31 protein-coding genes are annotated in these 25,400 nt (G+C 42.3%); 23 read left to right on the forward strand and 8 right to left on the reverse strand.

Annotated elements, in window-relative coordinates; genetic code table 11:
• Positions 1-3: 3 nt before the first annotated feature.
• From VK179_19450 to VK179_19480, 7 genes are all read right to left on the reverse strand, one after another.
• Positions 4-768, reverse strand: coding sequence for a TIGR04255 family protein (locus VK179_19450; GenBank protein HLO60936.1), 765 nt, complete (start codon positions 766-768; stop codon positions 4-6).
• Between the two features lie 248 nt (positions 769-1,016).
• Positions 1,017-1,409 carry a hypothetical protein gene (locus tag VK179_19455; GenBank protein HLO60937.1) on the reverse strand — a complete coding sequence of 131 codons (393 nt, stop codon included), beginning with the start codon at positions 1,407-1,409 and terminating at the stop codon, positions 1,017-1,019.
• Between the two features lie 19 nt (positions 1,410-1,428).
• Positions 1,429-2,439 (reverse strand): DUF6371 domain-containing protein, encoded by a 1,011-nt coding sequence (locus tag VK179_19460; protein ID HLO60938.1) that lies wholly within the window; start codon positions 2,437-2,439, stop codon positions 1,429-1,431.
• A 1-nt stretch (position 2,440) separates the two neighbouring features.
• Positions 2,441-3,865 carry a DUF3987 domain-containing protein gene (locus VK179_19465; protein ID HLO60939.1) on the reverse strand — a complete coding sequence of 475 codons (1,425 nt, stop codon included), beginning with the start codon at positions 3,863-3,865 and terminating at the stop codon, positions 2,441-2,443.
• Entirely contained in the window at positions 3,852-4,094 is a 243-nt protein-coding gene (locus VK179_19470; protein ID HLO60940.1) for a hypothetical protein, read from the reverse strand. Before VK179_19470 ends, VK179_19465 begins: the two co-directional genes overlap by 14 nt.
• Positions 4,078-4,233 carry a hypothetical protein gene (locus tag VK179_19475; GenBank protein HLO60941.1) on the reverse strand — a complete coding sequence of 52 codons (156 nt, stop codon included), beginning with the start codon at positions 4,231-4,233 and terminating at the stop codon, positions 4,078-4,080. The genes VK179_19470 and VK179_19475 overlap by 17 nt, the downstream gene beginning before the upstream one ends.
• A 140-nt stretch (positions 4,234-4,373) precedes the next feature.
• Positions 4,374-4,577 carry a hypothetical protein gene (locus tag VK179_19480; GenBank protein HLO60942.1) on the reverse strand — a complete coding sequence of 68 codons (204 nt, stop codon included), beginning with the start codon at positions 4,575-4,577 and terminating at the stop codon, positions 4,374-4,376.
• 560 nt (positions 4,578-5,137) lie between these two features.
• Here VK179_19480 and VK179_19485 point away from each other — a divergent pair.
• The 23 genes from VK179_19485 (at position 5,138) to VK179_19595 (ending at position 24,486) form a co-directional block, all read left to right on the forward strand.
• Entirely contained in the window at positions 5,138-5,395 is a 258-nt protein-coding gene (locus tag VK179_19485; protein HLO60943.1) for a hypothetical protein, read from the forward strand.
• A gap of 223 nt (positions 5,396-5,618) precedes the next feature.
• Entirely contained in the window at positions 5,619-6,125 is a 507-nt protein-coding gene (locus VK179_19490; GenBank protein ID HLO60944.1) for a hypothetical protein, read from the forward strand.
• Complete coding sequence (locus VK179_19495) at positions 6,125-6,430, forward strand: hypothetical protein (GenBank protein ID HLO60945.1); 306 nt, start codon at positions 6,125-6,127, stop codon at positions 6,428-6,430. The genes VK179_19490 and VK179_19495 overlap by 1 nt, the downstream gene beginning before the upstream one ends.
• A 438-nt stretch (positions 6,431-6,868) precedes the next feature.
• Entirely contained in the window at positions 6,869-7,282 is a 414-nt protein-coding gene (locus VK179_19500) for a P27 family phage terminase small subunit (protein ID HLO60946.1), read from the forward strand.
• An 80-nt stretch (positions 7,283-7,362) separates the two neighbouring features.
• On the forward strand, positions 7,363-9,123 hold the full coding sequence (locus VK179_19505; protein ID HLO60947.1) for a terminase TerL endonuclease subunit: 1,761 nt from the start codon (positions 7,363-7,365) through the stop codon (positions 9,121-9,123).
• 35 nt (positions 9,124-9,158) lie between these two features.
• On the forward strand, positions 9,159-10,403 hold the full coding sequence (locus VK179_19510) for a phage portal protein (GenBank protein ID HLO60948.1): 1,245 nt from the start codon (positions 9,159-9,161) through the stop codon (positions 10,401-10,403).
• Positions 10,404-10,417: 14 nt separating this feature from the next.
• A complete protein-coding gene (locus tag VK179_19515; GenBank protein ID HLO60949.1) occupies positions 10,418-10,582 on the forward strand; it encodes a hypothetical protein in 165 nt (54 codons plus the stop codon).
• Positions 10,582-11,346: an HK97 family phage prohead protease gene (locus VK179_19520; GenBank protein ID HLO60950.1), complete on the forward strand. Its 765-nt coding sequence runs from the start codon at positions 10,582-10,584 to the stop codon at positions 11,344-11,346. Before VK179_19515 ends, VK179_19520 begins: the two co-directional genes overlap by 1 nt.
• A 64-nt stretch (positions 11,347-11,410) precedes the next feature.
• The gene (locus tag VK179_19525) at positions 11,411-12,634 is read left to right on the forward strand and encodes a hypothetical protein (protein ID HLO60951.1); all 1,224 of its coding nucleotides are present in this window, start codon (positions 11,411-11,413) and stop codon (positions 12,632-12,634) included.
• A 115-nt stretch (positions 12,635-12,749) separates the two neighbouring features.
• Entirely contained in the window at positions 12,750-13,295 is a 546-nt protein-coding gene (locus tag VK179_19530; protein HLO60952.1) for a hypothetical protein, read from the forward strand.
• 10 nt (positions 13,296-13,305) lie between these two features.
• The gene (locus VK179_19535) at positions 13,306-13,626 is read left to right on the forward strand and encodes a phage head closure protein (protein ID HLO60953.1); all 321 of its coding nucleotides are present in this window, start codon (positions 13,306-13,308) and stop codon (positions 13,624-13,626) included.
• Positions 13,627-13,629: 3 nt separating this feature from the next.
• On the forward strand, positions 13,630-14,103 hold the full coding sequence (locus VK179_19540; GenBank protein HLO60954.1) for a hypothetical protein: 474 nt from the start codon (positions 13,630-13,632) through the stop codon (positions 14,101-14,103).
• A gap of 12 nt (positions 14,104-14,115) precedes the next feature.
• A complete protein-coding gene (locus VK179_19545; protein HLO60955.1) occupies positions 14,116-14,481 on the forward strand; it encodes a hypothetical protein in 366 nt (121 codons plus the stop codon).
• Positions 14,482-14,538: 57 nt separating this feature from the next.
• The gene (locus VK179_19550; GenBank protein ID HLO60956.1) at positions 14,539-14,967 is read left to right on the forward strand and encodes a hypothetical protein; all 429 of its coding nucleotides are present in this window, start codon (positions 14,539-14,541) and stop codon (positions 14,965-14,967) included.
• A 125-nt stretch (positions 14,968-15,092) separates the two neighbouring features.
• Positions 15,093-15,431, forward strand: a complete 339-nt coding sequence (locus tag VK179_19555) for a hypothetical protein (protein ID HLO60957.1) — start codon at positions 15,093-15,095, stop codon at positions 15,429-15,431.
• A 119-nt stretch (positions 15,432-15,550) separates the two neighbouring features.
• Entirely contained in the window at positions 15,551-15,712 is a 162-nt protein-coding gene (locus VK179_19560) for a hypothetical protein (protein HLO60958.1), read from the forward strand.
• A gap of 268 nt (positions 15,713-15,980) precedes the next feature.
• Positions 15,981-17,594, forward strand: coding sequence for a hypothetical protein (locus VK179_19565; protein HLO60959.1), 1,614 nt, complete (start codon positions 15,981-15,983; stop codon positions 17,592-17,594).
• Complete coding sequence (locus VK179_19570) at positions 17,594-19,726, forward strand: hypothetical protein (protein ID HLO60960.1); 2,133 nt, start codon at positions 17,594-17,596, stop codon at positions 19,724-19,726. The genes VK179_19565 and VK179_19570 overlap by 1 nt, the downstream gene beginning before the upstream one ends.
• Positions 19,727-19,756: 30 nt before the next feature.
• Complete coding sequence (locus VK179_19575) at positions 19,757-22,837, forward strand: tail fiber domain-containing protein (protein HLO60961.1); 3,081 nt, start codon at positions 19,757-19,759, stop codon at positions 22,835-22,837.
• Entirely contained in the window at positions 22,831-23,469 is a 639-nt protein-coding gene (locus tag VK179_19580) for a hypothetical protein (protein HLO60962.1), read from the forward strand. Before VK179_19575 ends, VK179_19580 begins: the two co-directional genes overlap by 7 nt.
• A 56-nt stretch (positions 23,470-23,525) precedes the next feature.
• Positions 23,526-23,843 carry a hypothetical protein gene (locus tag VK179_19585; protein ID HLO60963.1) on the forward strand — a complete coding sequence of 106 codons (318 nt, stop codon included), beginning with the start codon at positions 23,526-23,528 and terminating at the stop codon, positions 23,841-23,843.
• A 25-nt stretch (positions 23,844-23,868) separates the two neighbouring features.
• On the forward strand, positions 23,869-24,240 hold the full coding sequence (locus tag VK179_19590; protein ID HLO60964.1) for a hypothetical protein: 372 nt from the start codon (positions 23,869-23,871) through the stop codon (positions 24,238-24,240).
• Positions 24,241-24,249: 9 nt separating this feature from the next.
• Complete coding sequence (locus tag VK179_19595; protein ID HLO60965.1) at positions 24,250-24,486, forward strand: hypothetical protein; 237 nt, start codon at positions 24,250-24,252, stop codon at positions 24,484-24,486.
• Positions 24,487-24,538: 52 nt separating this feature from the next.
• On the opposite strand, the gene VK179_19600 is transcribed toward VK179_19595, so the two are convergent.
• Positions 24,539-25,129, reverse strand: coding sequence for a hypothetical protein (locus tag VK179_19600; protein HLO60966.1), 591 nt, complete (start codon positions 25,127-25,129; stop codon positions 24,539-24,541).
• Positions 25,130-25,400: the final 271 nt, after the last annotated feature.

Here is a 25,400-nt window from a genome sequence, read left to right on the forward strand (position 1 = left end):
GGTTTAGGATTTTTCTTTCATATAATCATAAATACGGGGCTGAATCGTTTTTTCAAATTCATTCGAAATAATCTCATGAAGCCGGTCAAGCACTTCCAAATACCGTTCAACATCAATATTATTAGAAACACCGTCGAAATCCAAAGTCAACTTGCTTCCCGCTTCAGTTTTCTGCAACTCTTCACGGTAATTTACATACGTATTACCGTCAACCTGAATGGATGCGATAGAATTAAAAGCGTTGACCGTGCGCAAGTCAAACCTTCCGAGGTTGAATATCGAATTGTAACATGAGCTGAAGGAATCATTCGTGTTCTCGAAAACAGGACCCTCATCTATATACCTTAAACCGATCCTGTTGATGATCGGAATACCAGTTTCCCTCAGGAATGCATCAACCACGAACTGAATAACATCTCTGAATCGGTGCTCCGATCCCTCATTGTTGTATGTTTTATGACTGGTTGACGTCATATCCAATGAATCAGGAAGAATGTTCAATACAACACCGTCTTCAGACCTGAATTGCCATATCTTTTTATTCACATTCGGTGAAATGTTGGCTTTTATCTCCTCCAAACTGCTTTCCTGATTAACATCAGCGAAAAGAAATTGTTTTTGAACCAACAGGTTTGACACAGGGAATTTCTTCATTATTTTAAGCTGTATGTCTCCTATCTTGTTTTCAATGTAAAACAAGTTCGGAAACCTTATCTGAAAAATCACCTGCTTAACTAAAGGCTTGGGAAAAACTTCATGAATTGCCATTACAAGATATGCAGTATAAATAGTGTACGAAAAATATTAAAAGTTTGATTCACAATATCATGAAAAACCCTCTGAGTGTTATGAAAAATAGCGAAAATTTTATATTTATCAACACACCGGATCATGAATTTTAGCTTGCAAAGATAAATTTAATATGATTTAACATACGAGACATTCCTTTGTTTTAACAGATTTTGTGAACAACCCATTTAGTTTCATGAATTTACTGCGTTCTTTACCGCTAATTCTCAATTTTTTCCGACGTTCACAAGCGGCATGAAGGCAGTCAGAAAATCCTCGATGATACCTTCCTCATCAGTTGCATCCGTGTCAAAGCTGAACAACATCGGTGCTTCGGCATCATACTCATCTTTATATTTATAGCCTATGTCCATGCCGCCGGGATAACGTTCGACATATAGTATGGTCCTCCCGCAAGCCGCACTGATGATCTCAGGTTCGTATTCGATGATTATATCACGGTCATCGAGAAATTCCTCGTGATTGAACAAATCATCATAAGACGCCACGAATTCTATCACTTTGATGTTTCTCATATCAAATTCGGCTGGATTTCTGCCTCTAAGCATGTAAGCGGCAAGATAACCCGCAAGCTCATTTATTTTCTCATTTGTTTTCATTTCTAACATTTTATAATATTCATTTATTTATTTGATTTTTTAACCATGTGGTGTAACAGCCACCGTCGTTGAAATCAAGCACGAAGTCGGCTGGATCGAATGACAGCGATTTCACTTTTCCAATCAACTCCCTGTCCTTTTGGAGGAATCCGCTGAAATAGTCAATGAAAACGAAATCGCATTCCAAACTCATGGAATAATATGTCATTTTTTTGACCCAATAGTTCCACACATTGTTGTCTTCCGACAGATCAGGAAACACAAGGCAACGCCTGCCGGTGAAAAATGTGAATTTATAATCCTGGATTAGCGTTTTCCCACCCGATGCGAGCCAAATGAAATCAGGAAATACCATTGACATTATTATCGCAGTTTTCTCGGATTCCACAAGACATATTGTTTTTTCCTGTTCATTCACAATTTGATTGTGACCAAACAGACACAGTTTCAATTTGTATGATACAAACTCGTTTCCATCATCGTCGGCTTCAAGATTCCGGTAATCGGTGACGTATCCTTTGTCATTCTTGTACACCAAGTTGTGAAGCCAGTGAGGATGTTGTTTTCGACCTTCCTTGACCCTGTGCAAATCACCATCATACCACATTATCTTGACCGAGCAGATATGATCGTCGGTGTATAAATACGGGAACATTATCCCGTCGTCATCAAACCTGCCGAGCTTGTAAAGATCATACACATGTTTCACACGATCCACGCCGAAGCGTTGAACAAGACCCAAAAGGAAAGAATTTTCAACGCCTTTCGAGTTGTGAAAATGCCTATACTCATTCCAGTCGATAGTATCAGCATCACAATACAGACCGTCAAACCTGCCAGGGACAGTTGCTTCATCTTCCAACATGCAATTGTCGGGAGGGATGACATACACGCCACAACTTGAACACATCCCGTATTGTAATGGCGCGAGCATGTTGGTCATTGTGTCCATATATGCACTGTATTTGCCACGCTTGCCGCAATGCGGGCAATCTGTCCTTCTGGCGTTGGTTAGTGTGTATTTGTACATATTATTTCTGTTCAATGGTCGCCTTGTAATATTCTCCCTGTTTGTTCTTTCGTATGAGACCTTTGTTTTTCAGGGTCGATAGATACTTTTCAGCCGTTCTCTTGCCACAATTGTATTTTACAATGTATTTGTCAATGAACGCCGATGTGCTGAAATTATCCGGCATTTCTGCGATGAAGTCAAGTTCCTTCGGGTTGTCGACAAGACGGTTTGCAGGATTTGAAACATATTCCAATACTTTCAGTGTGTTGTCCAGGTAATATTTAACGAGAACTGAGGCACGGTCGAAATCAACGTCTTTGAGTGTGATGTCGTCTTCGGTGTTTTCATAATATGCCCAAATCCGGTTCAGGATTATAGCAAACTTGACCAGATAACCGTCGAATTTTGCAATTATGGAAGCCAGCAAACCGCTTTCACACTTGTCAGCATAATATTGGGTTATTTCATCACGTACAATTGCGAGGTGTATCATCACCTCATCGGTGATTTGCAGGTTGATCCTCGAAGGGGTGCTTTCATAAGAAGGCAGGAAATGATTGAACAATTCCATATAATCACGCATTGCATCCTCAAATGCCGTTTTTTTTCCGATGTTGATGTTGAATGGGTTTACGAATCGTTTGTCATCACCGTCGCTGCTTTCAAAGACGAACAGGAACCGGAACAAATTGCCGTTGTCGATTCGCATCTGTTTGAATATGTCGAACAGAAATTTTTTCTGCGTCGTGGAAATCAAGGATACTGTCTTCTCTCTTATGAAAGCATCCAGCGTGCTGTCCTGCCTTGTTTTTTTATAGGAACTGTAGTCATAGAGCTTGTTTAAATCCGTCTCATCCGATCCACTATTGTTCAAACTCGTGTAGAACCCCGCTATCTCGTCGTATCGTATTATCGCCGCCCGTCCCTCGTTGTTCATGAGCGAACGGAGCATCCCTTGCATGGTCATGTTCTCAAGGTAGCATTCATATTTTACAGGTTTGTCGACTGTGATGTTGTGACCCGCATTATAGAGCTTGTAATTCAATGCCCTGTCTATTTCCTCAATGCTTTTCGTCACGCTTTCAGGGTCTTTTTGTTTCCGGGACTTTTGCCTTTCTGCTTTTTGAACTGCTTCCCACGCCTCTTTTTGCTTTAAATATTTGCTGTAGACCTCAGCATTTAGCGATTCCAGGGGTTTAAATGCTGTGTCGAGCGATCCGGATTTGTTTGCTCCGCTTGGCAGTACTGACATACACCACAAATTCGGGCGGTAATACCACGTGCTGGTAATGGTCGATTCATACCGGTTACAAAGCGACCAACCAAGGACAGTAAGGGTTTGACTGATGACAACGGCTTCATTCACATTAAGCATTTCTGCGAAACGCCTGTTGATTTCGTTCAAACTCCCTGGCAAAGCCATTGACAGCTCATTGTTGAACATCGTTTGAGGGGTTATGAATACAGTTATTGCAAAGACAGTATTCCTCACTGCCTGATTGCTTCCTCACGGCATATTCGAACAACTTGGTGAGCATATCGTCGCAGTTGCATGTCAGACGCGCAATGCTGCATGCATCGACGCCGAAAGCCTCGCTCACAGTTTGTATTTCAGCATTTCTCAAGATCATTGCATTGCAGCAATCGTTCTCCGCTTTATTGATCTTTTCCATTGTTGCTGCTCTTTTTTTTCATTTCGGTTATTTTTTTCTCGACAAGAATGTCGACGTATTCCTTCAAGTACTGTATCACCGTGTAATAGTGGTTATACAATTCAGGCTTGGATTGGAGAAAATCTTCCTCTTTGCTCATGATTATATTTTTAAATAATTCTTATGTTTTCTAATAAATAGTATTAGAATTTGGAAAATGCGAGATTGATTATCAATGCATTAACAAATTTTTTGGTACTTAAAACGCAGATTACCTTGCTATGCATAATACCGGTTTGATCACCGGTTGTCGATCTTGGTGGTGATTCTATGATTGTCACGCTTTGCAAGCTCTAACTGTGCTTGATCATACAGTTCGGCAAGTGTGAGATGCGTATGCAACAAGGTGTAAATGATGGCTGTCTCTTCAATGTCAAACGCCTGCTGTATTACAGAAAGGTTGTAAGCATTAACACTATTCAATTGAACTCTAATTGATTTCATAACTGGATTTGCGAGTGAACGGAAAATGAGGTTGAAAGTCTGAATAATATAAGGTGATTTGCATCACCGTTAGCATATGATCATAGAGCCACGGGGTTTTTCGGAGGTTTCCGCACTTCCGCACATGTGTTTTTTGACTGTTGCGGATTGCTATTCTTAGAGCCACGGGGTTTTGCTGAAGTTTCCGCACTTCCGCACTTCCGCAAGGGGCGTCTGCTTGCGGAAACCGCAATCCGAATTCCGCAACAAAAAATAGTATAATAATTTATATATATTTATATGAAAATCAAATTGATAGCAAATTTATTTGATTTTTAGTAAAAAAAATGAGAATTGAAAACGGACGCCCGTGCGGAACGTGCGGAAGTGCGGAAAATTTCTGTATCCTTAGTGCTGCAATGGATAGCAATCCGCAAGGGGTGTAAAAAACTTCCGCACATCCGCATTTCCGAAATTTTGCCATTGAAAGGAAATTGTAAAGAAATATTTTAACAAAAAACTGAATTCCTTATGAATCCTGTGTATTTATAGTAAAGATGGAACAGGATTATCACCAAATTATGTTGGATGATTCCGGCAAACTTGCACTCTTCGACCTGTTGTTCGATGTTTATGGCGACACCTATATAGATTCCGGGGAAACAGTCAACACAAAGGGCGTCACAAAGAAGGTCAAAATCGAATACCATCTTTTCAACCAATTCCGGGATCATTGTCTGAACAGCAGGGTCGACATCATTGAAATGTTGGAAACCATAATCACTTATTACCTCTCATTGCATTATTTGAATGAAGCAAAAAACGAAGCGGGTCGCTGACATTCAGCTATACAACGAGCTGCAAACCTTGACAAGGGACGAGGTGTCAGCAAAGTACAATGTTTCGCCTTCGACGATCTCGTACTGGCAAAAGGCGTTAAGGAAAAACACGGGCTTCTGCACAGATTGCGGTGAGCCGTTGTCGGTGGAAAGCAAGAACAAAGTCAGACGGTGCGTCAAATGTGCACAGTTGAATGGAAGGAAGGTGAAACCGAGACCGGGAATGGAATACATAATGAATGATGTCAAAACCCTTGGTTGGTCGGCAACCGGAAGGAAATACGGAGTCAGTGATAATGCCGTGCGCAAATGGGTCAGACAATACGAAAAAGAGCAAAACAACATGAATTATAATGGCGAAAGAGCGAGGCACGGCAGGGATGTCACTGTGATCGTCAGGGATGTTGAGACCGGTGACATCAGTTATTACGACTCGGTCAAGGATTGTACAGCCAAGACTGGTTTCAGTATCACAACGATCAGGCATCACATGAAGCACAGGACAGTGTATATGCAGAAATATATTATCCTGCCTGGCGAGGAACATGACAAGTATGTCAATGTGGAATTGCAGTTGAGCAAGGAACTGGATGGAGCAATCACCAGATTGACAGACACCATTCCAAGTCTTTCATTCGATAAATTTTGCAATGCCTTGATACGGGACTGGTTGTCCGACCAGGAAAAGTCGAAAAACATAACAGGCAGTATTTATGGTAAAATGAAATAATGGCGATATATGATTTATATTCAAGAAGGGTGGCAGGACTTGATGCGAAGAATCCTGAAAAGGCATCAGTGAAACAATTTAGAACATGGTGCTTGAAAATAATATCAGCGGTGCGAATTGGGAGGATAAGCATAACAGAAGCACGTCTGAGGCAATTGCAATCAATATTCACCATTGTGACCATGTTGATGTTTTTCCTGATTGGTTACATCGTACTCGCCTCGGTTGATAAGACATTATGCAAATGGCTGCTCTCATGCAACCTGCTGATAGTGGCTAATGTCATATTGTTTAAGATGAGGTAGTATGAACAGGATATCGTCATATCAAAAGGATCGTTTCTATGCGTCGGCAGCCTGGAAAAAGCTCCGGGATTACAAGCTCCAAATGTGTCCGGATTGCGAGTGCCCCGTGTGCCTTGAATACGGTTACTCATTACCGGCATCGGAAGTCCATCACATAGTTGATATAGACCAAGACTGGTCGCTTCGGCTGACGTACAGCAATCTCATGTCCTGCACACATGATCACCATTCACGTTTGACCATGCAATCCCTGAATGTCGCAAGGGATAAAGAAAGGAAAAATAAACGCTTCGACGCCGTCACCGAGCGTCTTTTGAAAGCCGTCACTGACACAGGGGGGAGAGGCGACAGTCTCGTAACTAATTGACTGATACCACGTCCCACCCTTTCGAATATACTCACAGGTTATTTTCAAGGGGGGGTTAAATAACAACAGATATGAATTCGATCAATTTGCCAAAAAGGGATAAATTAATCAAGAACAAGGCACGAGCGGAGAAAGCGGCAACAACACGAAAGGAGAACAAATACGTTCTTCTCAAACGCAACATCATTAAACTCCTTGAAGGCAAAGGCGTCAAGGAAGAGATTGACATCACAATGGTCGATCAGCTTGTCTTTAATTACAAATTGATTGACAGGGTCATGAATGACCTCTTGTCAGGTGATTATATGACGCAAGTCAGAAAGGATGAGAACTATCCACTTTTGCAAGTGTCGGCGCAATCGACGATATATAACAATTGTCTGAAGAATATATTGGCATTATCCACAAAACTTGGCATCACTGTTCAAGAGAGACAGAAACTCGGTCTATCAAAATCAGTTGAATCGCATGATGACGGCTTTTAAGCCTGTATCAGGTCTTTCAGCGATTTTAAAATATGGAAAAATTAGAAAAAATAACGATTAAAGGATAAACAAGATGATCAGTGACGGAAATACTGGATATAGAAAGGGAGAAAGCAGAATACAGGAAATCGTTGTATGACAAGCTGGAAGGTTACGTCGCGGGTGTTACCGGCGGCACGGTCGTCTGTTGCAAGAAGATCAGGAAGGCGGTCAACCGCTATGTGAGGGATCGTCAAAATCCCTCTTTTTATTTCAGTACCGATGCGGTTGACAAGTTTTTCAACTACCTCTTTTATGTCAAAATCCTCCATGACAAGGAAGCCGATCAATACACACGGTTCAACCCGGAACCTTGGCAGGTGTTCTACTTTGCCAATATTTACGGATTCCATTGGGCGAAGAATATGAATAAAAGGAGGTTCACGACGTCATTCCTTACGCTTGCAAAGAAGAACGGGAAGACCACCCTTGCAGTTATATGCAGCATGTACGCCTTGACCAAGGAATCAAGGAACAGTAAAATCGTTATCGTTTCACAAAGTGAAAGCACCAGCAAGGAAAGTGCACTGGAATTTGCCAAGAATATTGTAACCAACAGTCCTGCATTAAAGAAACGCATTGATAAATTGCAATACTCTCTCCGTTACCGTGACGGTGATTCGGTCAATACCCTGATCATCCTGCCTCAGAAGGAGGACAGGTGCGAGGCAATCAAGCCGAACATGGCAATCGTGGACGAAATCCATACAATGAAGTCGGGTAAAATCATCGAAATCCTCCGTAAGGGTATGAGGACGCAGCACAACCCCCTGCTCTCGATAATTTCAACCAGGGGGGAAAATACGACTTATTTTCAGTACGAGCTTGAGCAGTCTTATGACCGGATACTCGACGGAAAAGTGAGTTCCGAAACGACATTCGTCATGATGTTCGAACAAGACGATGAGACCGAGGCAGCCGATCCGAACTTGTGGGTGAAATCGAATCCATGCATCGGAAACGGCTCCCTTGAACTTGAAGATTTGATTGACGATTTTGAGACAAGCAAGCAGACGCCGAGTTCCTTGAAATCTTTCTTCTGCAAAACGCTGAACATGTGGGTTGAAACTAAAGAAGAGGTGTTCCTTGAACCGGAATTTGTCAACATGGCATTCCAGAAGGGTCGAGACATGAATCTCAATTTGGATTTCTTTAAGAATAAAGATGTGTATATCGGTATGGACCTTAGCAGGACAGACGATCTTTCAAGTTTGTGCGTTACTCATTTCGATCCTGAAAAGAGGTTGTTTTATGTAATGCCCTTTATTTACATGGCAAACCGACCAGTTAAGAGAATCCGTGGTCGTGGCGTCGATCTCACTCAATGGATCATTGATGGAAAAATATGTCAAAGCGAGATAAATCGTATTGATTACAACGACATCATTAACGACCTATTGAAAATCAATTCAATTGCAAATATAAAAGGGATCGGTCACGATGGTCGATTTGAAAACGAGGTCGTCCCATATATGGAAAAGCTAAAAAACCTCGAAGGATATTGGCTTGAGTGCGTTTTTGTGAGTCAGGGAATCTATGATATAACACCTGCTGTGCAATTGTTGGACAGAATTTTTGCACAAGGTCAGGTTGTTTGTGACGACAATCCATGTTTTAAATGGCAATTCAAAAATTGTGTGACCTATAGAGGGGAAAATAATAACATAAAGATTTCGAAAAAGAAAAGTCTTGACTCAATTGATTCTGTGATTGCATTCCAAAACTCGCTTGAATTGATCAGACGTGAAATAAAAGACAGCTATTATCAAATCGAATACGTACCTATCTCGATAAAATTTTAAAAAACTAATCCGCCAAGTATTTATGGGAAAAGAACATGTTCAACACCTTTTTATCCGGACTCGGCATAAACGTCACTGTCGCAAACGACAAGACATTCAATGATATTCAAACTGAACGCATCCGTGCCATAATGGAGGGCAACGGTGTGTTCAACGACGGCAATATAAACACAATTAATACTGTCTTCACGGCGAAAAAGATTCTGGCTGATACTTTGTCGAAACTCCCTATGAATGTGCTTTTGAAAAACAAACAATATCAGGAGCACCCGCTGTTCTATCTTGTTCACAGTGATCCAAACAGCTATCAGACGATGAACGTGTTTATCAGCACACTTGTGAACCATTTATGTGATTGGGGAAACGCCTTCGCAAAAGTGAACAAGCAGGAAGGAAAAGTGAAAAACCTTCAAATCTTGCATCCGTCACAGTATATAACTCATGATCTTAATGCCGAAGGTGTTCTGAAATTCAAATTCAGGACAAAGGATGGTGAAATTGAGGTAAACAATGATGATCTGATCCATTTAAAAATACTCAGTGATGACGGAATCATCGGACTCAACCCTATAGCAGCAATCAGGAAACAGTTATCAATCAACTGGCAGGGTCAGACGACCGCTGAAAATTATTATCGCAATGGCATTCACGGGAATAAGTTTATGAAAAGCATGGGAAACGTGGATTCCAAGGAGTACCATAAAGGTCAGCAAGATTGGCTCAAGGCGAATTCAGGGGTGTTCAGAGCTGGAGAAGTTCCTTCTTTGCCTTTTGGCGTTGAGATTCAGGAAACAAAACTTGAGTTTGCCGACTCAATGATCTTGGACAGCTTGAGATATAATACCAGCCAGATTTTGGCACTGTTTGGAATACCGATGTGGATGAACAATCTCGAATCGCAGACCAATATTGAACAATCACTGCTGTCTTTTCAATCAATAACGATCCAGCCGTTGGCAAAATGCTTCAAGGAGGAGTTCAGTAAAAAACTCTTGATGCCGGAGGAAAGGCGTAAAGGTATTACAATAGAATTCAACTTGAAAGCGATGCTCGCAGCCGATGCGATCACACGGGCAAACTATTTGAAAACCCTTACAAGTTCGGCGATTATAAGTCCGGGAGAGGCTGCTGAAATCGAAGGATATGACGGCGATTTTGAAAATTCACGATTCCATTACCAGCAAAGTCAGAACATCCCTCTTGAGCTGAGTATGGTTGACGGCAAATGGTCTCCTGCGACGGCTGGTAGTGTGAATCTAATGGTAAATAAAAACGAATAAAATTCATTAAGGATATGACAAACAGACTTATTACAACAAATAACGTCGCATTCAGCAGGGAAGACCTTATGAATGCAGAAAGAAAGAATGTCGAACGCATGGTATTGATAGAAAAACGGTCGGAATCCAATCAAAATAATGCTGAAACATCAGCAAAAACATATAATAAACAGAAATAATGACCTCAAGAATTGAAAAAAGATATGCAAGCACCCCTGATTTTCTTATAAAAAACAAGGAATTCCGGACTCAAATAGTCCGTGTAAGCGGTGAAACATCGCAGCAGGAATCCCGCACTATAAGGGGTTATGGTGCTGTCTTCAACCAAAAATCAAAGATCATAACCGAATGGATCAGCGACAAGGGTGAGTGGAGGACATTTTTCGAAATTATAGAATCCACTGCGTTTGACAAGTTGATTGCAAGCAATTGGGGAGGATTTGACGTTGTGCTTGATGTGAATCATCGCACCGATGAGATTCTTGCAAGGCTCGCAAGCGGGACTTTGAGAATTACCAAGGATGAAAGGGGTTTGATGTATGAAGCTGAGATGCCAAGGACGGCAAGAGGCGAGGATGTTTTAAGAATGATTGAGCGTGGCGATTATTATCAATCATCATTTCAATTCACAATTGCCGAGGGAGGCGAGCGTTGGGAGCATGATCCGGCAACAGGTTTGTACACCCGCTACATCACTGAAGTCGAGTTGCTGATCGACGAGTGTGTCGCAACTTGGTTCGGGGCGTACGACAATACAGACGTTCAAATCGTCCGGACAATCAATGATGGTTCGGAAAATTTCAATGTATATATAGAATCCGACATTGCAGTTGCCAAAGAAAGGCTCAACCGTATTATGTCCGAAACTACAGAGCAACCAGATTACCGCATCGAACTTGAAAAAGACCGTGACACTTTAAAAATGTTCGGAATTATTTCATAAAAACGAATTGCTAAGTATTTATATGAAAGTGTAAAGAATAATATTATTTGAACATAAAATTAAAATGACCAGAATAGACGAATTACAGTCGAAAATTGCAGAGGTTCGTACGAAACTCGAAGCGATAAACACTAAGGTTGACACCGAAAAACGTGTGAAATCCGAACAGGAAAGAACCGATTTCGACAACTTACTTAAAGAGATGCAGTCTTTTGAACGTGAACTCAAAGACGAACAGGAGCTTCAATCCAGAAGGATCGAAGCACCTTCTATCATAACATCTGAGCAAAAGGCAAAAAACCGTAAATACGATTCCGTAAAAGCAATCAACGAATTTGCAAACGGCAGGTCGCTGACCGGTTACGAAGCCGATGTACAGGCATTTTCAAAGGAAAAAAACAACAGGATAAAAGGTCTTTTCTTTCCTGACAACATTCTGTATGAACGCACTTCCCACCAGGCTCTGTTGAGAACCGCAGGAATAAGCTATGCAAACTCAGACGGCTTGATTGGTGAAACAGCATCAGGTCTCGACATTGTTGCAGTGCCGTCTGTTTACGAAACCCTTGGTGTGACACAACTTCCAAATTTGACATCTGTCCACAAATTGAACTATGGACAGGGAGTTGTTTCCGATAAGGTTTCCGAAGGCAGTGCTTTAAGCGCAAAGACCCGTACAAAAATTTCTGATAAAATTGAACCAGCACGTTTCGGACATTCTGAAATAATTTCGTTGGAAAACATGTCTGTTGCTTCAATCATAAACACAACCATTGCTGACGGTGACCGTGCTTGCAAGGCTAAAATCAGCAAAGAATTGTTGGACACCATTGTTGCATATACCGCTTGTACACTGACAGGTTATGCAGTTGCCAATTCAGCAATGACAATGACACAAAAGATATTGGGTGCATTGAAGGCATCGGTTCTGTCAGCTATGTTCAGCAAACCAGGTTACGCAATGGGTTCGACCATTTATTCCGAACTTGAGAATACTAAGGGTGCGACAGATTTTAAAACCATCGTTGACGCTGGAAAATTGCTCGGATTCAACGCTTACGATGTAATGACCCTCATGGGTCTGCATGACACGAACATGTATGACATCATATTCGGCGATTGGGCGAGAGCTTATGTTGGTTTCTTCAATCTCAGCGGACTTGAGCTTCTCATAAACCCTTACGAAGGTGACGACGAAGGGGAAGTGAAATTCCTGTTCAACAGAATGGCTGACGTTTCGTTCAACCCGTATGCTTTCAAAGTCATTCGCAATGCGAAATTAGCGTAATCATAAAATTGTTTTTTTCGTTTTTTCATGATAGTTGGCGGATCGGTCTTAAAAGCCGGTCCGCTTTTTTTATGTTAAAAACAAATGCTCAGAGTATTTATAGCAAACAGCGAACATGAAGGTTCAATATTACAAAACCCATAAGGAATACCCTGATTTCAACGATTACAAGCTCCGTGTCCTGTTGCGGGACGAGGAAGCAGATTATCAGGAGTTGCTTGATACCTACCAGGAAGCGGTAAGCATTGCCGAGACCTATATTCAAAAGGACATTGCAAGGACGGTCAACCATTGGGTCATCAATGACTTCTCAGGTGAAATCGCAGTGATCGACGAAGGATATTATCATTCGTTGTCGGCAGTCACTTTCACGGATCACAACAATGTCAGCCATACAGTGACAGGATCAACTGTTCAGCATAATACATGCAATTTCGAGTTGCATTTACCGGTGACCGTTAATGCAAAAGAACTGCATGTGTATTTCAAGACTGGTTTCGATTCCGGGATGATGCCGAAAGATTTTCAGTCGGCAATAAAAGTGAAAGTGTGCGATTTGTACGACAGTGAAAGGGGTTCATACGGACTTGAGAAAAAGGGCGATGCCTTCGAGAGATACCTGAATCCTCATGTGAAAAGGTTTTTCATTAAATACGAATAAGATTGGCACTATGACGGCGAACGATCTTAAATACAAGATAACACTGCAAAAACCGGAATATTCAGCCAGTGATTATTCCACAAATCAGAAAGTGACATTTGCAGATTATAAGAATATTCGTGCCGGTATTACATGGATCGGCGGCAACAAGTCAATTCAGAATTATGAATTGTTCACAAGCTCCGTATTGCAATTTAAAATCCGATACAGGACGGATATTGATGAAACATTTCAAATCAAGTTCAGGGAAAGGGAGTACACAATTACCTCGCCATTCAAGATTGATCCGCAAGGCGATCTTATAATTACTGCGGAATTGAAACAACAATAAATCATGGATTTTAAAGCAACCGATATCAAAGGTCTTGATGAATTCACCAAGATGGTCAATGAATTCCTGCCCAATGTACAGCGGGAAATAATGAACAAGGGGTTCAAAGAGGCGTCGACTCCGTTGATCCGTCAGGCACAGGAGAATATTGGCAGCAAAAGAATCAAGAAGTCAATCGGGATGAAACTTTCAAAACGCAATGTCGCCCTTGTTGGTGCAAGGCGTTATGGAGGATATGAAGGGCATCTTGCACATTTGTTCGAGGAGGGAACCGAGGAGCGTGGATATTTCACAAAAAAACGCAAAAACCTTTTCAAGACCGAAAAGAAATGGCACAAAACGGGTCGGATGAGGGCGTTGCATTTTTTCCAGCGTGCCAAGGATCAGACCGAGCAACTTGTGTTTGAAAAAATGTCGGATTCAATGATAAACGCCTTGGGCAGGATAGTTGCAAAATATAACAAGAAATACGGATAAAACACAGACAATATGAGCGGTTTAGCCATAGGTAAATACATCAAACACATGCTTTCGGGCGTGACAACGAACATCAGTCCGCACTTTTCGACTGATGTGACTCCTCTTATAGCTTACGAAAGGACTGGACATGAAATCGACGCTGAAAACAGCAGCTATGACGGATTGGCTTATGTGACATCTGTCCGGATCGACCTTGTTTATAATAATTATGACGATGCCGTCGATGCTGCAATTCAGGTCAAATCATTGCTTGAGAATAAAAGCGGTCAGTATAAGAATATTGTGGTTCATGATTGCACTTTCGATGGTGCTATTGAGAACACTGATGGTAATTTATTCCAGCAGACGTTGAATTTTGATTTCAAGACCGATTAAAAATAAATCTCTCAGTATTTATGCAAAAGGGATAACAGTATTTAACAACCAATATAAATGAAAATTTTAGGCAAGAATTTTTTGGCATTTGTGACTTCCGGCACAACAAAGCAGCCGGTTGCCGGCGCAAGGACGGCAAGTTTCAGTGATGCATACGAAGAAATCGACACAAGCTCATGGGACGGTGTATCAGTTGAACTCGGACCAGGCAAGTACACAGTGACCGTCAGTGGTCTTGTTGATTTCACTCAATCGGGCAGCACGAACAACTTTTATAGTGTTGCGAATCTCTATAAAAACAAGACCCTGATTGATTGGGCGTTTGGGTTCTCAACCAACGATAATGTTCCGCAAACATTGGACACCAACGAACCGATGATCTCAGGACAAGGCAAGTTCAAGGATTTAAAAATCGACACAAGTTACAACGGTGCTGTCGAGTACAGTGCGACAATTTCAGGCGTCGGCGACTGGACGATATCATAAGGACATTCTCTTTGTTCATGTTTTTCATTATAAATTTTCCATTTAAAGCAGGCTGATGACCTGCTTTTTTTTCTTTTATATCGAATTATTGAATGAAGTCGAGTATTTATAGAAAATACAATTTTATGAAGGAAGTGGTTTATGTAATAATCGGCGACAAAAAATTCGAACTCCGAAAGACCAAGAAGGCGAACATGGTGTTCGAGGTTGTTTCTGGCAAGTTTTTCCAAGAATTCACCGGCAGTTACACGGATATGATGATGATGTTCTATGCATACATGAAAGGTGCGAACCGGAATACTTTCAATTATTCATTCGATGAGTTTTGCGACATGCTCGATGAACACGAACTTGACATCGAGGTTTTCACTGATGCATTAAAGGAATTGGAGAATAAAAATGTGAAGGGTCAATCTCAAGAATCCGGACAGGAGCAACAGAAACCTGCAAAAAAAAAGAAATAACAAGTGTATTTGATGAGTTCGCATTGATCTGCACTCATACCAGCGTAACTCCGGAATACTACCTGTATGAAATGACAGACCGGGAGGTCGATGCTTTCGTCAATCAAATCAACATCAAATTGAAAAACGATTGGGAGCGCACCCGCACAGTCGCCACCTCCTTTGGTGGTGAATTGAAACTCCCCTGGGACCCGGAGGAAGAGATCAAGCAAGAACCTCTTACACAGGAGGAGTTGAGAACAATGATCAACAGCTACAATCAAAAAACCAAACCCGGATAATCCGCTATTTTCTCATTGTAAACATCAACTTCATGGCATTATCAGGGTGCAGGATGATGTTTGCATCAATTAAGAAAACACCCCTCCTGGAATTGTTCGTTTTGCGTAATACGCTAAAACCGCTATGAATAAAGGAATCTGACACCCTGTAACAATTGTTATAAAATTGAAAATAACAATTCTCAAAACGAATAATCAAGTGTAACAATCACTGATCTTTTTAATTCAAAATAAATGATTCCGCCAGTATTTATGAAAAAATACACTAATGGCAGGCAAGGATTTCTCAGTCGTTACCAAATTCATACTCTCTTCTACTGGCTTCAGTGACGGAGCTGCAAAGGTCACCAAGGAGGCGAAGCAGATGCAGACCGGCATTCAAAATGCCAATTCATCAATAAAACAGTCTTTTTCAAGCCTTGCGGGTGTCACGGGAGGTCTGACCTCCGAGATTTCTGGCATTGGTGATGCAATCGGAGGCGGAGCCAAGGCGTTCAAGTCGATGATTCCTGCAATCAACGGGGTGAAGGCGGCACTGATTAGCACAGGCATCGGGGCGATTGTTGTGGCTTTGGGCGTTGCCTTCGCTGCATTGAGTTCTTACCTGACCGGCACTAAGGATGGTGCTGACAAGCTCAACACAGTTTTAGGATATGCAAAAGGCATTTTTACTGCCATATTGAACCGTGTGCAGTTGTTGGGCGAAGCGGTTGCATTGGTTTTTGAGGGTAAATTCAAACAAGCAGGTGAAAAACTCAAGCAAGCATTTTCAGGAGGTCTTCTTGAAGAGATCAAAGAAACCGCTCAACAGTCCATGTCTTTCGCCCAAAGGGAAAATGAACTGAAAAAACAGCAGAATGAACTGATCCGCAAGCAAGCCGATTACGAGGTTCAGATCGCTCAGTTAAGACTTACCGCCGAGGACAAGTCAAAATCAGCCGAGGAGCGTCAGAATGCCATCACACAGGCAATCCGTCTTCAAAAGGAATTATCCAATGCAAAGAACCTGATTGCAAAAGAGGAATATGAAATCCTTACTGCAAAAAACGCTCTCGGCAATAACTCATACGAGGACGACAAGAAGGAAGCCGAACTCTATGCCAAGATGGTCGGCACACGCAAGGAGGAAGCTGACAGGTTGAAAGAAATGGTCACAAAGCAGGGCGAATTGACGGCTCAACTTACTGTTCAAAGACAGGAACAGGAAAGGATCAACGAACTGCGGTCACAACCTCTCTTGCAAAAGATCGAAAGTAAATCGGGCAAGATCGAGCAGCCTGATTTTGGCAAGTTGCCTTTAATCAACACAGAGAAGATTCAAGAGGCGACAGGTTTCATGGCAGAGTTGCAGGAGGGAATGAAGGCATTGCAGGAGGATAGCACGAAAGCAGGTGAATTATTGTTCACGGCGTTCAGTTCATCCATGTCGCAACTTACCAATGTCCTTGGACAAGGGGCGCAGAATTTTAAAAAATTCGGTCAGCAACTCAAATCCGCAGTGAAAGAAATCATCGGGACGCTCATCAGTCAGGCAGTTGCAGCAATGGTTTCCAGTGCATTGAAGGACTGGAGCACAAAGGTTGCTTTTGGCTACTTGGTCGCACCCGCAATGGCAGCAGCAGCAGGCGGTCTGGCGAAAACGGCGTTCAGTTCAATGCTCGGATCATTCGCAAATGCCGGGACAGTGGATACACCTTTTCAGATAGTGGGTGAAAGAGGACCTGAGCGTGTTCAACTGCCAATAGGCACTAAAGTAAGCACGGCTGGTCAGACAAGGATGATGATGAACAATGCAGTCGGCGAGATAACAGTGAGGATTGAAGGAACCGATCTCGTCGGCGTGCTTAAAAATTATGACAATATGTATAACAGGTACATTTAATGAATTATTCCGGATCGACAATCATATACAATACGGATGACCATGCAAAAATCCTGATCATCGACCGTGCAAACCCTTCAAGCAACTACACGCATGTTGAATTCGCCTATGATTCAATCGTGCTGGATTATCCTGAAAACAAGAAGAAATTCGACGTCGTACGACCGTGCGGTCTGTCGTTCAGCCTTGTTTCCACGCACTCGCAATTCTATGATTTTTACACACCGTTGATGTTCCGTTGGAATGTTATTATGTACATCAATGGCATCTTAATTTTTGAAGGCTGGCTCAACACTGAAACTTTCTCGGAGAATTACAGCAAGCAATTGTATACCGTCAGGTTTGTGGCGAACAATGGGTTCACATTATTGAAGCGGTTGAGTTACACGGGAGGCACAAATCAGTTGATTCCTGTGTTCAATGTGATAAAGGATTGCATTGATGCCATGAATTACAATGCAATTCAATTCCTGTACGTGGGAATTTCCACGACAAGCCCACATGTTTTTCCTGACAGCAGTGAGACACTCTTTCATGACGAACTAATAAACAGCTATAATTTTTACGACGAAAACGGCGAGCCACAAGCGTTGTATGGTGTTCTTGAAGACACTTTGAAGCCATACACTGCAAACATCCGCATGAAGGACGGGGGTCTGTATATAACAGATCACAACATGACGCTTTCTGGCAATGTCACATACAAAAAATTCGACATACAGAATAATTACATGTATGCAGGAACCTCTGTACAATCAACGAATCTCGGTGAACTTCCATCCGGGTTGACGTCTGAAATGCAGTTGCAAATAGTACCCGCATATAACAAGGCAAAAGTCAAATTCTCGCCATACGCCAACACCAAAGCGATTGACACAACAGTGAAAGTTCAAAACCAGCCTTTTTTATCGGGTGTTACAAAGTCAAGCGACGGCAATTGGGGTTTTGATTACAATTATTATCAAAACACCGGATCGGCATTCACCTTATACAACGCAAAACTTGCAACAGTGCAGGGAACCGGTGCGAAGAACCAGGAAAAATCGGAGGATGTCATCATCATATCAGGCAACAACACCGGTCAGACAGCTTGCTCGTTCAATTCACAGACATATCTGGTAAATCATAATTACAGCCTGCTTGATGCATATAAAAAGTATTACATCAAAATAAGCATCACGGCAATGTTCCGCACGCAGGACAGCTACAAAAAAACGGATGTAAACACGAATGAAATTGTAACCAATTCGCACCTGAATTGCGGCTTCCTTGCATGCAAACTTAAGTTGGGCGATCAATGGTTTACCAAGACGACCCATTGGGAACCGACATATCCCGGAAGCAACGGCATTTGGTCGGAAACGGAAAACCTTTTATGGATACCTTTTTTTCAAAAACAAGTAGTCGATCTACCTATTGGTGAGACGGACACTGTTTCCGGATCGTACCGGTACGAAGACAACCAGCTTGTTGTAAGTGCGGGATTGTATGTCCCGATGTTTTACGGTATGTATTCACTAATCCCTTTTCATGTGTCGGGACAGTTGCAGTTCTCAATACTTAATGCTTTTGCAGGTATTGAATGGAACAATGACGACCCTTATGGCGACCCTATGACATCCATAATAAAAGATGTATGGGTGAAAAGGGTTGACATTGAAATTGTGGACAAATACGGAAACACCGTGCCGGATCAGGATTATGAGAAAATCGCATATTTCGATCCGCTTTATGAGAACGAGCATCCTGAAACCACATTGAACATTGGTGACAGCATCGTGAGGAATCCAAGCGAAAGGGGTGCGATTTTCTATCAGACTCACAATTATTTTTTCAATTTCGATTATGTGGACTTTTCGACAGGTCATACAAAGCAAGGTCTTACATCGAGCATGCAGAACCTCTATCTGAGAAGCGTCTTGAGTAATTACCGCCTGCCGTCGATTCAATTGGACGGGGTGTTTGTGAACAACCTTGTGAATCCAATCGGATATCACACAAATAATCACGATCCGAAGTTCGCAGGAAAAAAACTGATGATTTCAGGGGTGAAGCAATACATATTCAGCAACCGGAGCGAGGTGACGCTCATCGAGATGAACCAGGACGACCAAACAATCACGGAAATATAACCGCAGGGTATTTATAGATAAATCGGTATAATGATAACTATATTAAACAGGACAATCCCCGCTGCATCAAGATCAGGATGCTGTTTCGGACTGAATGCTGCGATTACAAGCAGCGGTTCGGTTTTCTCAGGCGGGGCAAGCTCGGCAACTTCACAGGATTTGTCAATGTTGACACAAAGCGGCAGCACCAATGCTGCAAAATTGGGTGTCGGAACGACAACGCCGTATTATCGCATCCACATCACTGGCTCCGGTGCTACTGCAACGGCACTGCATTGTTATTTTCCGACAGCGTTGCAGCAAAGCAATGCGGTTGTCATGCAGGGAACCAACAGTGCCTATTTTGTTGCGCATTCGACCAATGTTGAAGCCGCTTTCGGTGCAAGCGTTGCGAATGTCGCCTTTGCAGGAAGCCTTGACAATTCGCCTTTCGAACTTCGAACAAGCAACACGAAAAGGGTTTGTTTGACGGACACCTGCACTTATATCACAACACCTTTGAATGTTTGCACTTCGGTTGTTTCACCATTGGTTTGCGGAAGCACCTGCGTGAAAACACCCCTGACTTGTACGACCGACCTGAAGGTTGCAGGGTATCAATCAATAAATTCCGCTTACCTTGGTGACGCAAGGTTAAGCATAGGCGGCAATACAAGAACGACAGGCGACATTCAAACAAATGACTTTGTTTCAGACCCCCTGACAGGTCAGGGTTGGTGCGCTGGAAGCACCGGAGACGCTGAATTCCAAAATTTGAAAGTTAATTGCGCTATGTACGCAAAGGAATTCACGGTTGACAAAATTAAAAATGTTACCGACTGGATTATTGGAAACGGTGCGGTTTGTGCTGTTTCCGGAATTACTTATGACAGTTCGAAAAATAGATTCTATTTCACCGTTCACGAAGATTCACGGTACTATGCACAACCGGATGACGGATTGTGGTCTTTACAAACAAATTCAAACGGTGTTCACAGTTGTTTCCTGCGTGCTTACAGTGGTGACAGCAGCACTTGCAGGGTGTATGTGTGTGAAAATTGGAATAAAAGCAAATGTTCAACGGGTATTGCATTGAACAATGTCAGTGCCTGTTATTTCTGTTTTATCGAACCGCCCGGACAGTTTTACAGTGTTGCAAGCTGTCAAGCCGGACAGTATGTGCAAAGCAACGCATTCAGTGCAACGGGCGGAACCTTGAATTTAAACCATTGCATACAGATTAACACGGGAAATGTCGCAGTTGCGCTGTACGACTGTTCAAACAACTTGGTTTGCAACATGGGAACCGTCAGCAGCAGCACAATGTTCAACTGCACGGTTCAAATTGCAAACACCTGTTCATACCGTTACAGGTATACAATGGGAACATCAAACACGAACATAATGCCTTACAAGGTAAACATCAGCAACACCTATCAAGCGAACATGCCGGACGTTTCCGGGTGGTTGTTTGCACTTTGGGGCAACAAATCAAACCCTTCACGAGGAAATTTGATATACGGAACCGGGACGCAGCAAGGTGCGCCAAAACTTGAATTTTACACGAATGTAACGGGACAAACTATAAATGCGACAAATAAAAAAACAATCCTGAACGCCGAAGGCTTGACAGCTTGCAACGCTAATTTAATTGACGCAAATGTGTCGGGGGTTGTGTGTGCCGGAAGCGGTTGCATTGGCGATGTGTGGACAATAAACAGCGCAGGAATAACGGACGGTTTTATTGACATAGACGGAAGCACGCACACAATAAGCGTGAAGGATGTGAACGGTGTTGAAAGGATTAATATAAACAACGGCTGTTTGTCACCGCTGGCAAACCTTTTGTGCGGGTCAAGTCTTTGCATACCTGAATCGTGCGCAACCGGTGCGGATTTGCGTATTGACCGTTGTGCGGGAACAACAAGCTGCACGATTTACTTTCAGGAATTAACAGCCGGGAATTCAACAACAATGACGGATTACACTTCATGCCAAGCCTCAAAGAATTTCCCGACCTGTGCCGGGAATATGTACACAGTTGGTTTCAACAGATGGTTCAGCACCGCATACTCACTTAATGCAAACACCTGCACGGACAATGGTGACACATACACCTGCAAAACATACAGTCTTGCCGGAAATTACAAGTTTTGCGGAAGCACCTGCGTGCTTGACAATGCGAACAACCTTCTGTCCTGCCGGACCTGGTCGACCGGTGACAAAACGCCTTATTCAACCTTTGCAGCTTGCAGGCAATGTAGCGTGCAATTGTACGGAGTTTTTAACAATTCAACAGGCGGAACCGGTGTTTATTTAAAGACAACATATTCACTTGTCAACAATGTGAGCCAGACGGAATGCTTTCAAGTTTACCACCGTGACCCGGAATATTTAATTTATTCGAATTCAAGCAACTGTCCATTATTGCTTTGCACGAACAGCGAAATCGACCTGTTCTGTTACAATTCAAGCATAGGAAAGGCGGAAATAAGAAACAACGGGATTCAGTTAGCCTATGCAGCAGGGACTTATTTAAGGTTTGACAATTCAAAATTGTGTGTTAATGCCACAACCGTGTTCGACTGTTCAATAATAAACATTTGCAACGGTTCGAATTTCAACATTTGCAACAGCAGCCTTGATGTTACAAACAGCAGTGCAAGCGGTTATGCAGCGGAATTTTGCAACACAAGTTGTGCGGCAACCAGTTTCGGCATTCTCGTGCGTTCGGGTTGTGCGAATGAGACAACGTGCATATACACGTTAAGAGCCTATAATAATGCGGGAACCGAACTCGGAGGTCTTGCCAACTCGACAGGTGGTGCATTTGCAGTATACACCCTCAGTGATTGCAATAAAAAATGCTGTATTCAGCCTGCAACAATAGATGCATTAACCGTACTTCAAGCAGTTCCGGTATCAGAGTATGCTTGGAAATCGGACAAGGATGCAAACAAACACACCGGATACATCGCACAGGATGTCATGGGCAAGGGAGTCGAGGGTCTTGCCGGTCAAACACCGGAAGGTGATTACTTCATATCGCCGACGGCACTTATACCTCACATGCACCGTGCAATTCAGCAACTGACGGCTTGTATTAAAAAATTGGAGGGTCAAAAATGCTGACAATAGCGTTGTCATCACAGAAAGGAATGACAACACCGGTTTTGATAGCAGCCGGTCAAACGTCATCTGATGAAAAACATTATCAATTCGTCGGCAGTCGAATCAACACCTCGGATGTTTCATTCGAAAATCTCTCGCCGACAGGTCTGACAACCGACGAATATGCCGAGTTGCATTACAATCTCAAACTGACAATGAAAAGTGAGGATGATAATCCGATGCACGGGGTTTTTGTCAGGATCAACCGCAATGACGGAAGTCCGGCGGAAATGACAACCTATTCAGGATCGACCGTTTTGTGCGTCCTGACCGGTTCCACTATCACAGATGCGTCGGGTGTCGTTGATGTTTACTTGAAATCGAGCACCATTACCTTGAACGGCATGAATACATCCCACCCTGTGAGCACAGATACAATCGTCACACCGGCTTACCCTTACACCATTGTATCAAGCAAGGAAGGCTATCAATATCATGAAATCATTCTTAACAGATTTGACGACGCCCTGGAGCAGACAACGGTATTAAAAAGGACGGAACCTGTCCACGTTTCCTCCTTGTCGGGCATCAAGGCGGGATTTGACAAGCCATCGGTCCGGACGGCGGTGAGGCGTTCGCTTGCCAAAAAATAAATCATTGAAATTTTCAAGGAAAATAAGGAACGATAGTATTTATAAAAAAGGAAATAATGACAGACGTAAAGGATATTGAAATATACAAAGGCGACACCGTCGAATTCACCGTCACACTCGAAGGCAAGAGGGTCGCGGAAATGAGCGGTTACACCGCCGTTCTCAAGGTATCGTCTGGCTTCACTAATGCTTTCCTCACCGTGACAGGTGACACATGGTATGATGTTGGGGCTTCGGACTGCTTGACGGTGTTTTATGTTCCATATTTCAACCATCCACCGAAGACCTACACCTACCAGGTCGAGATTGTCAAACCCAATTACAGGCAGGTCATATTGCAGGAGGATTGGAAGGTAAAGGAGTCGATCCCGTAATAACATTAAAAAATACAAAAAGCAAATGCCAGAAATGACAGTATCAACAACGGAACTCAAGGAACTTATCCAGGATGCGATGAGGGCGCAAAACGAAAAAATAACAGGACAATTTAACGTTATAGATTGCAAGCTCGACCTCATCACCCAACGTTTGGATCGACTAAACGGAAAGGTCGCAGAACATGAAAAAATCATCAATGAGAGGTCCGTCGTGGTAAGTGATTATATATGCCATGCCAAGGAAGCCGTCGAAACGGAGAAACGCATCCGTGTCCTCGAGGACCAGCAACTGTCGAATAGGACCATGAAAAGGTTGATCGTCACATCAATCGGTCTGACAGGTTCTTTGATTGCGATTGGATTCACATTGTTCCAGTTCTTCGTAATGAAATAAAATGTTACAATGAAAATCTTTTCGAAAATATGGCAATGGTTGACCTTTTTCTTCGCTGGAATTGTTGCAGGAATTGCGGTTTATGTGAAGTTCCTTGACAAGCCGGAAAACACTGTGACCATTGAAAAAGTCAAAAACAAAAACGCCGTCGGCAATACTGTCGACATTCCTATTCAACAACAAATCGAGGAGCACAAAGAAAGGGTGCGAAAAAAATTGAGAATATTCAATAAGAAAAATATATGAAGAAATTCTTGCTTAAAATACTCAACATCAATGTGCAGTTCCTGCCAAAAGGTTAATTGATTTTTACGGGTTTAGAGGCGAACAACACATTTTTTGCATCCGAATAAAATCTTTGTTTATATTTTATACCATTCATATTTTCCATAGTTATTACAATATCAATCTTTCTGACTCGGCTGTCGTTTGGTAATAAATAAAGACCTTCCGTACCCTTTTCAATAAATGTGTTTTTCGGAAAATCCAAGGTGTATGTGTTGTTTTTACCATATTCAACACCCAATATTTTAGCCTTGTTACCTATATTTACCAGCCAATCGCCTCCATCAGCCATGTCTTCAATGGTTTGGGAGTATTTAAAACCAAAATAGGGCATGATCTCCTCATCGTACCTACTCTTATTTATTTCAACATCCTTTACATTAAGTATATATTGATCTTCAAGTATTTTCGTATGTTTTCTTAACTCCGTAACCTGACTATCTGCAGCAACGGCAATTTTTGTGGTTTGATCCAATTGTTTTCTGAATTTCTCATTATCCGATTTTAAATTACAAAAGCCATAGATACCTGCGGCTATTGCAACAATTGCAGCGGCAGTATTGATCCATTCACGGACTGCTTCGCAGGTTCCTTTCTTTTCCATCTTGTTATTACATAAAACTTAAATTTAATTATATTTTGCGTTCATTATTAAATATTTAATAGATTAGCATCAACAATTATTGTCAGAAACCTCGCAAATCATTTCAAAGTTACTACCAAAAGTATAATTGCCTGGTGATGGCTGCACTACCATGTAACTGCAGTCTTAAAAAAATCGAGCTATTATGATGACGATTGTAGTAATAATCCACATAAGTAAACATTTTGCAGAGAGGGTCGAGGAGCTTGTCTTGTTGATCGCTGCACAGGTT

The sequence above is a fragment of the Bacteroidales bacterium genome, assembly GCA_035299085.1.
Classification (GTDB): domain Bacteria; phylum Bacteroidota; class Bacteroidia; order Bacteroidales; family UBA10428; genus UBA5072.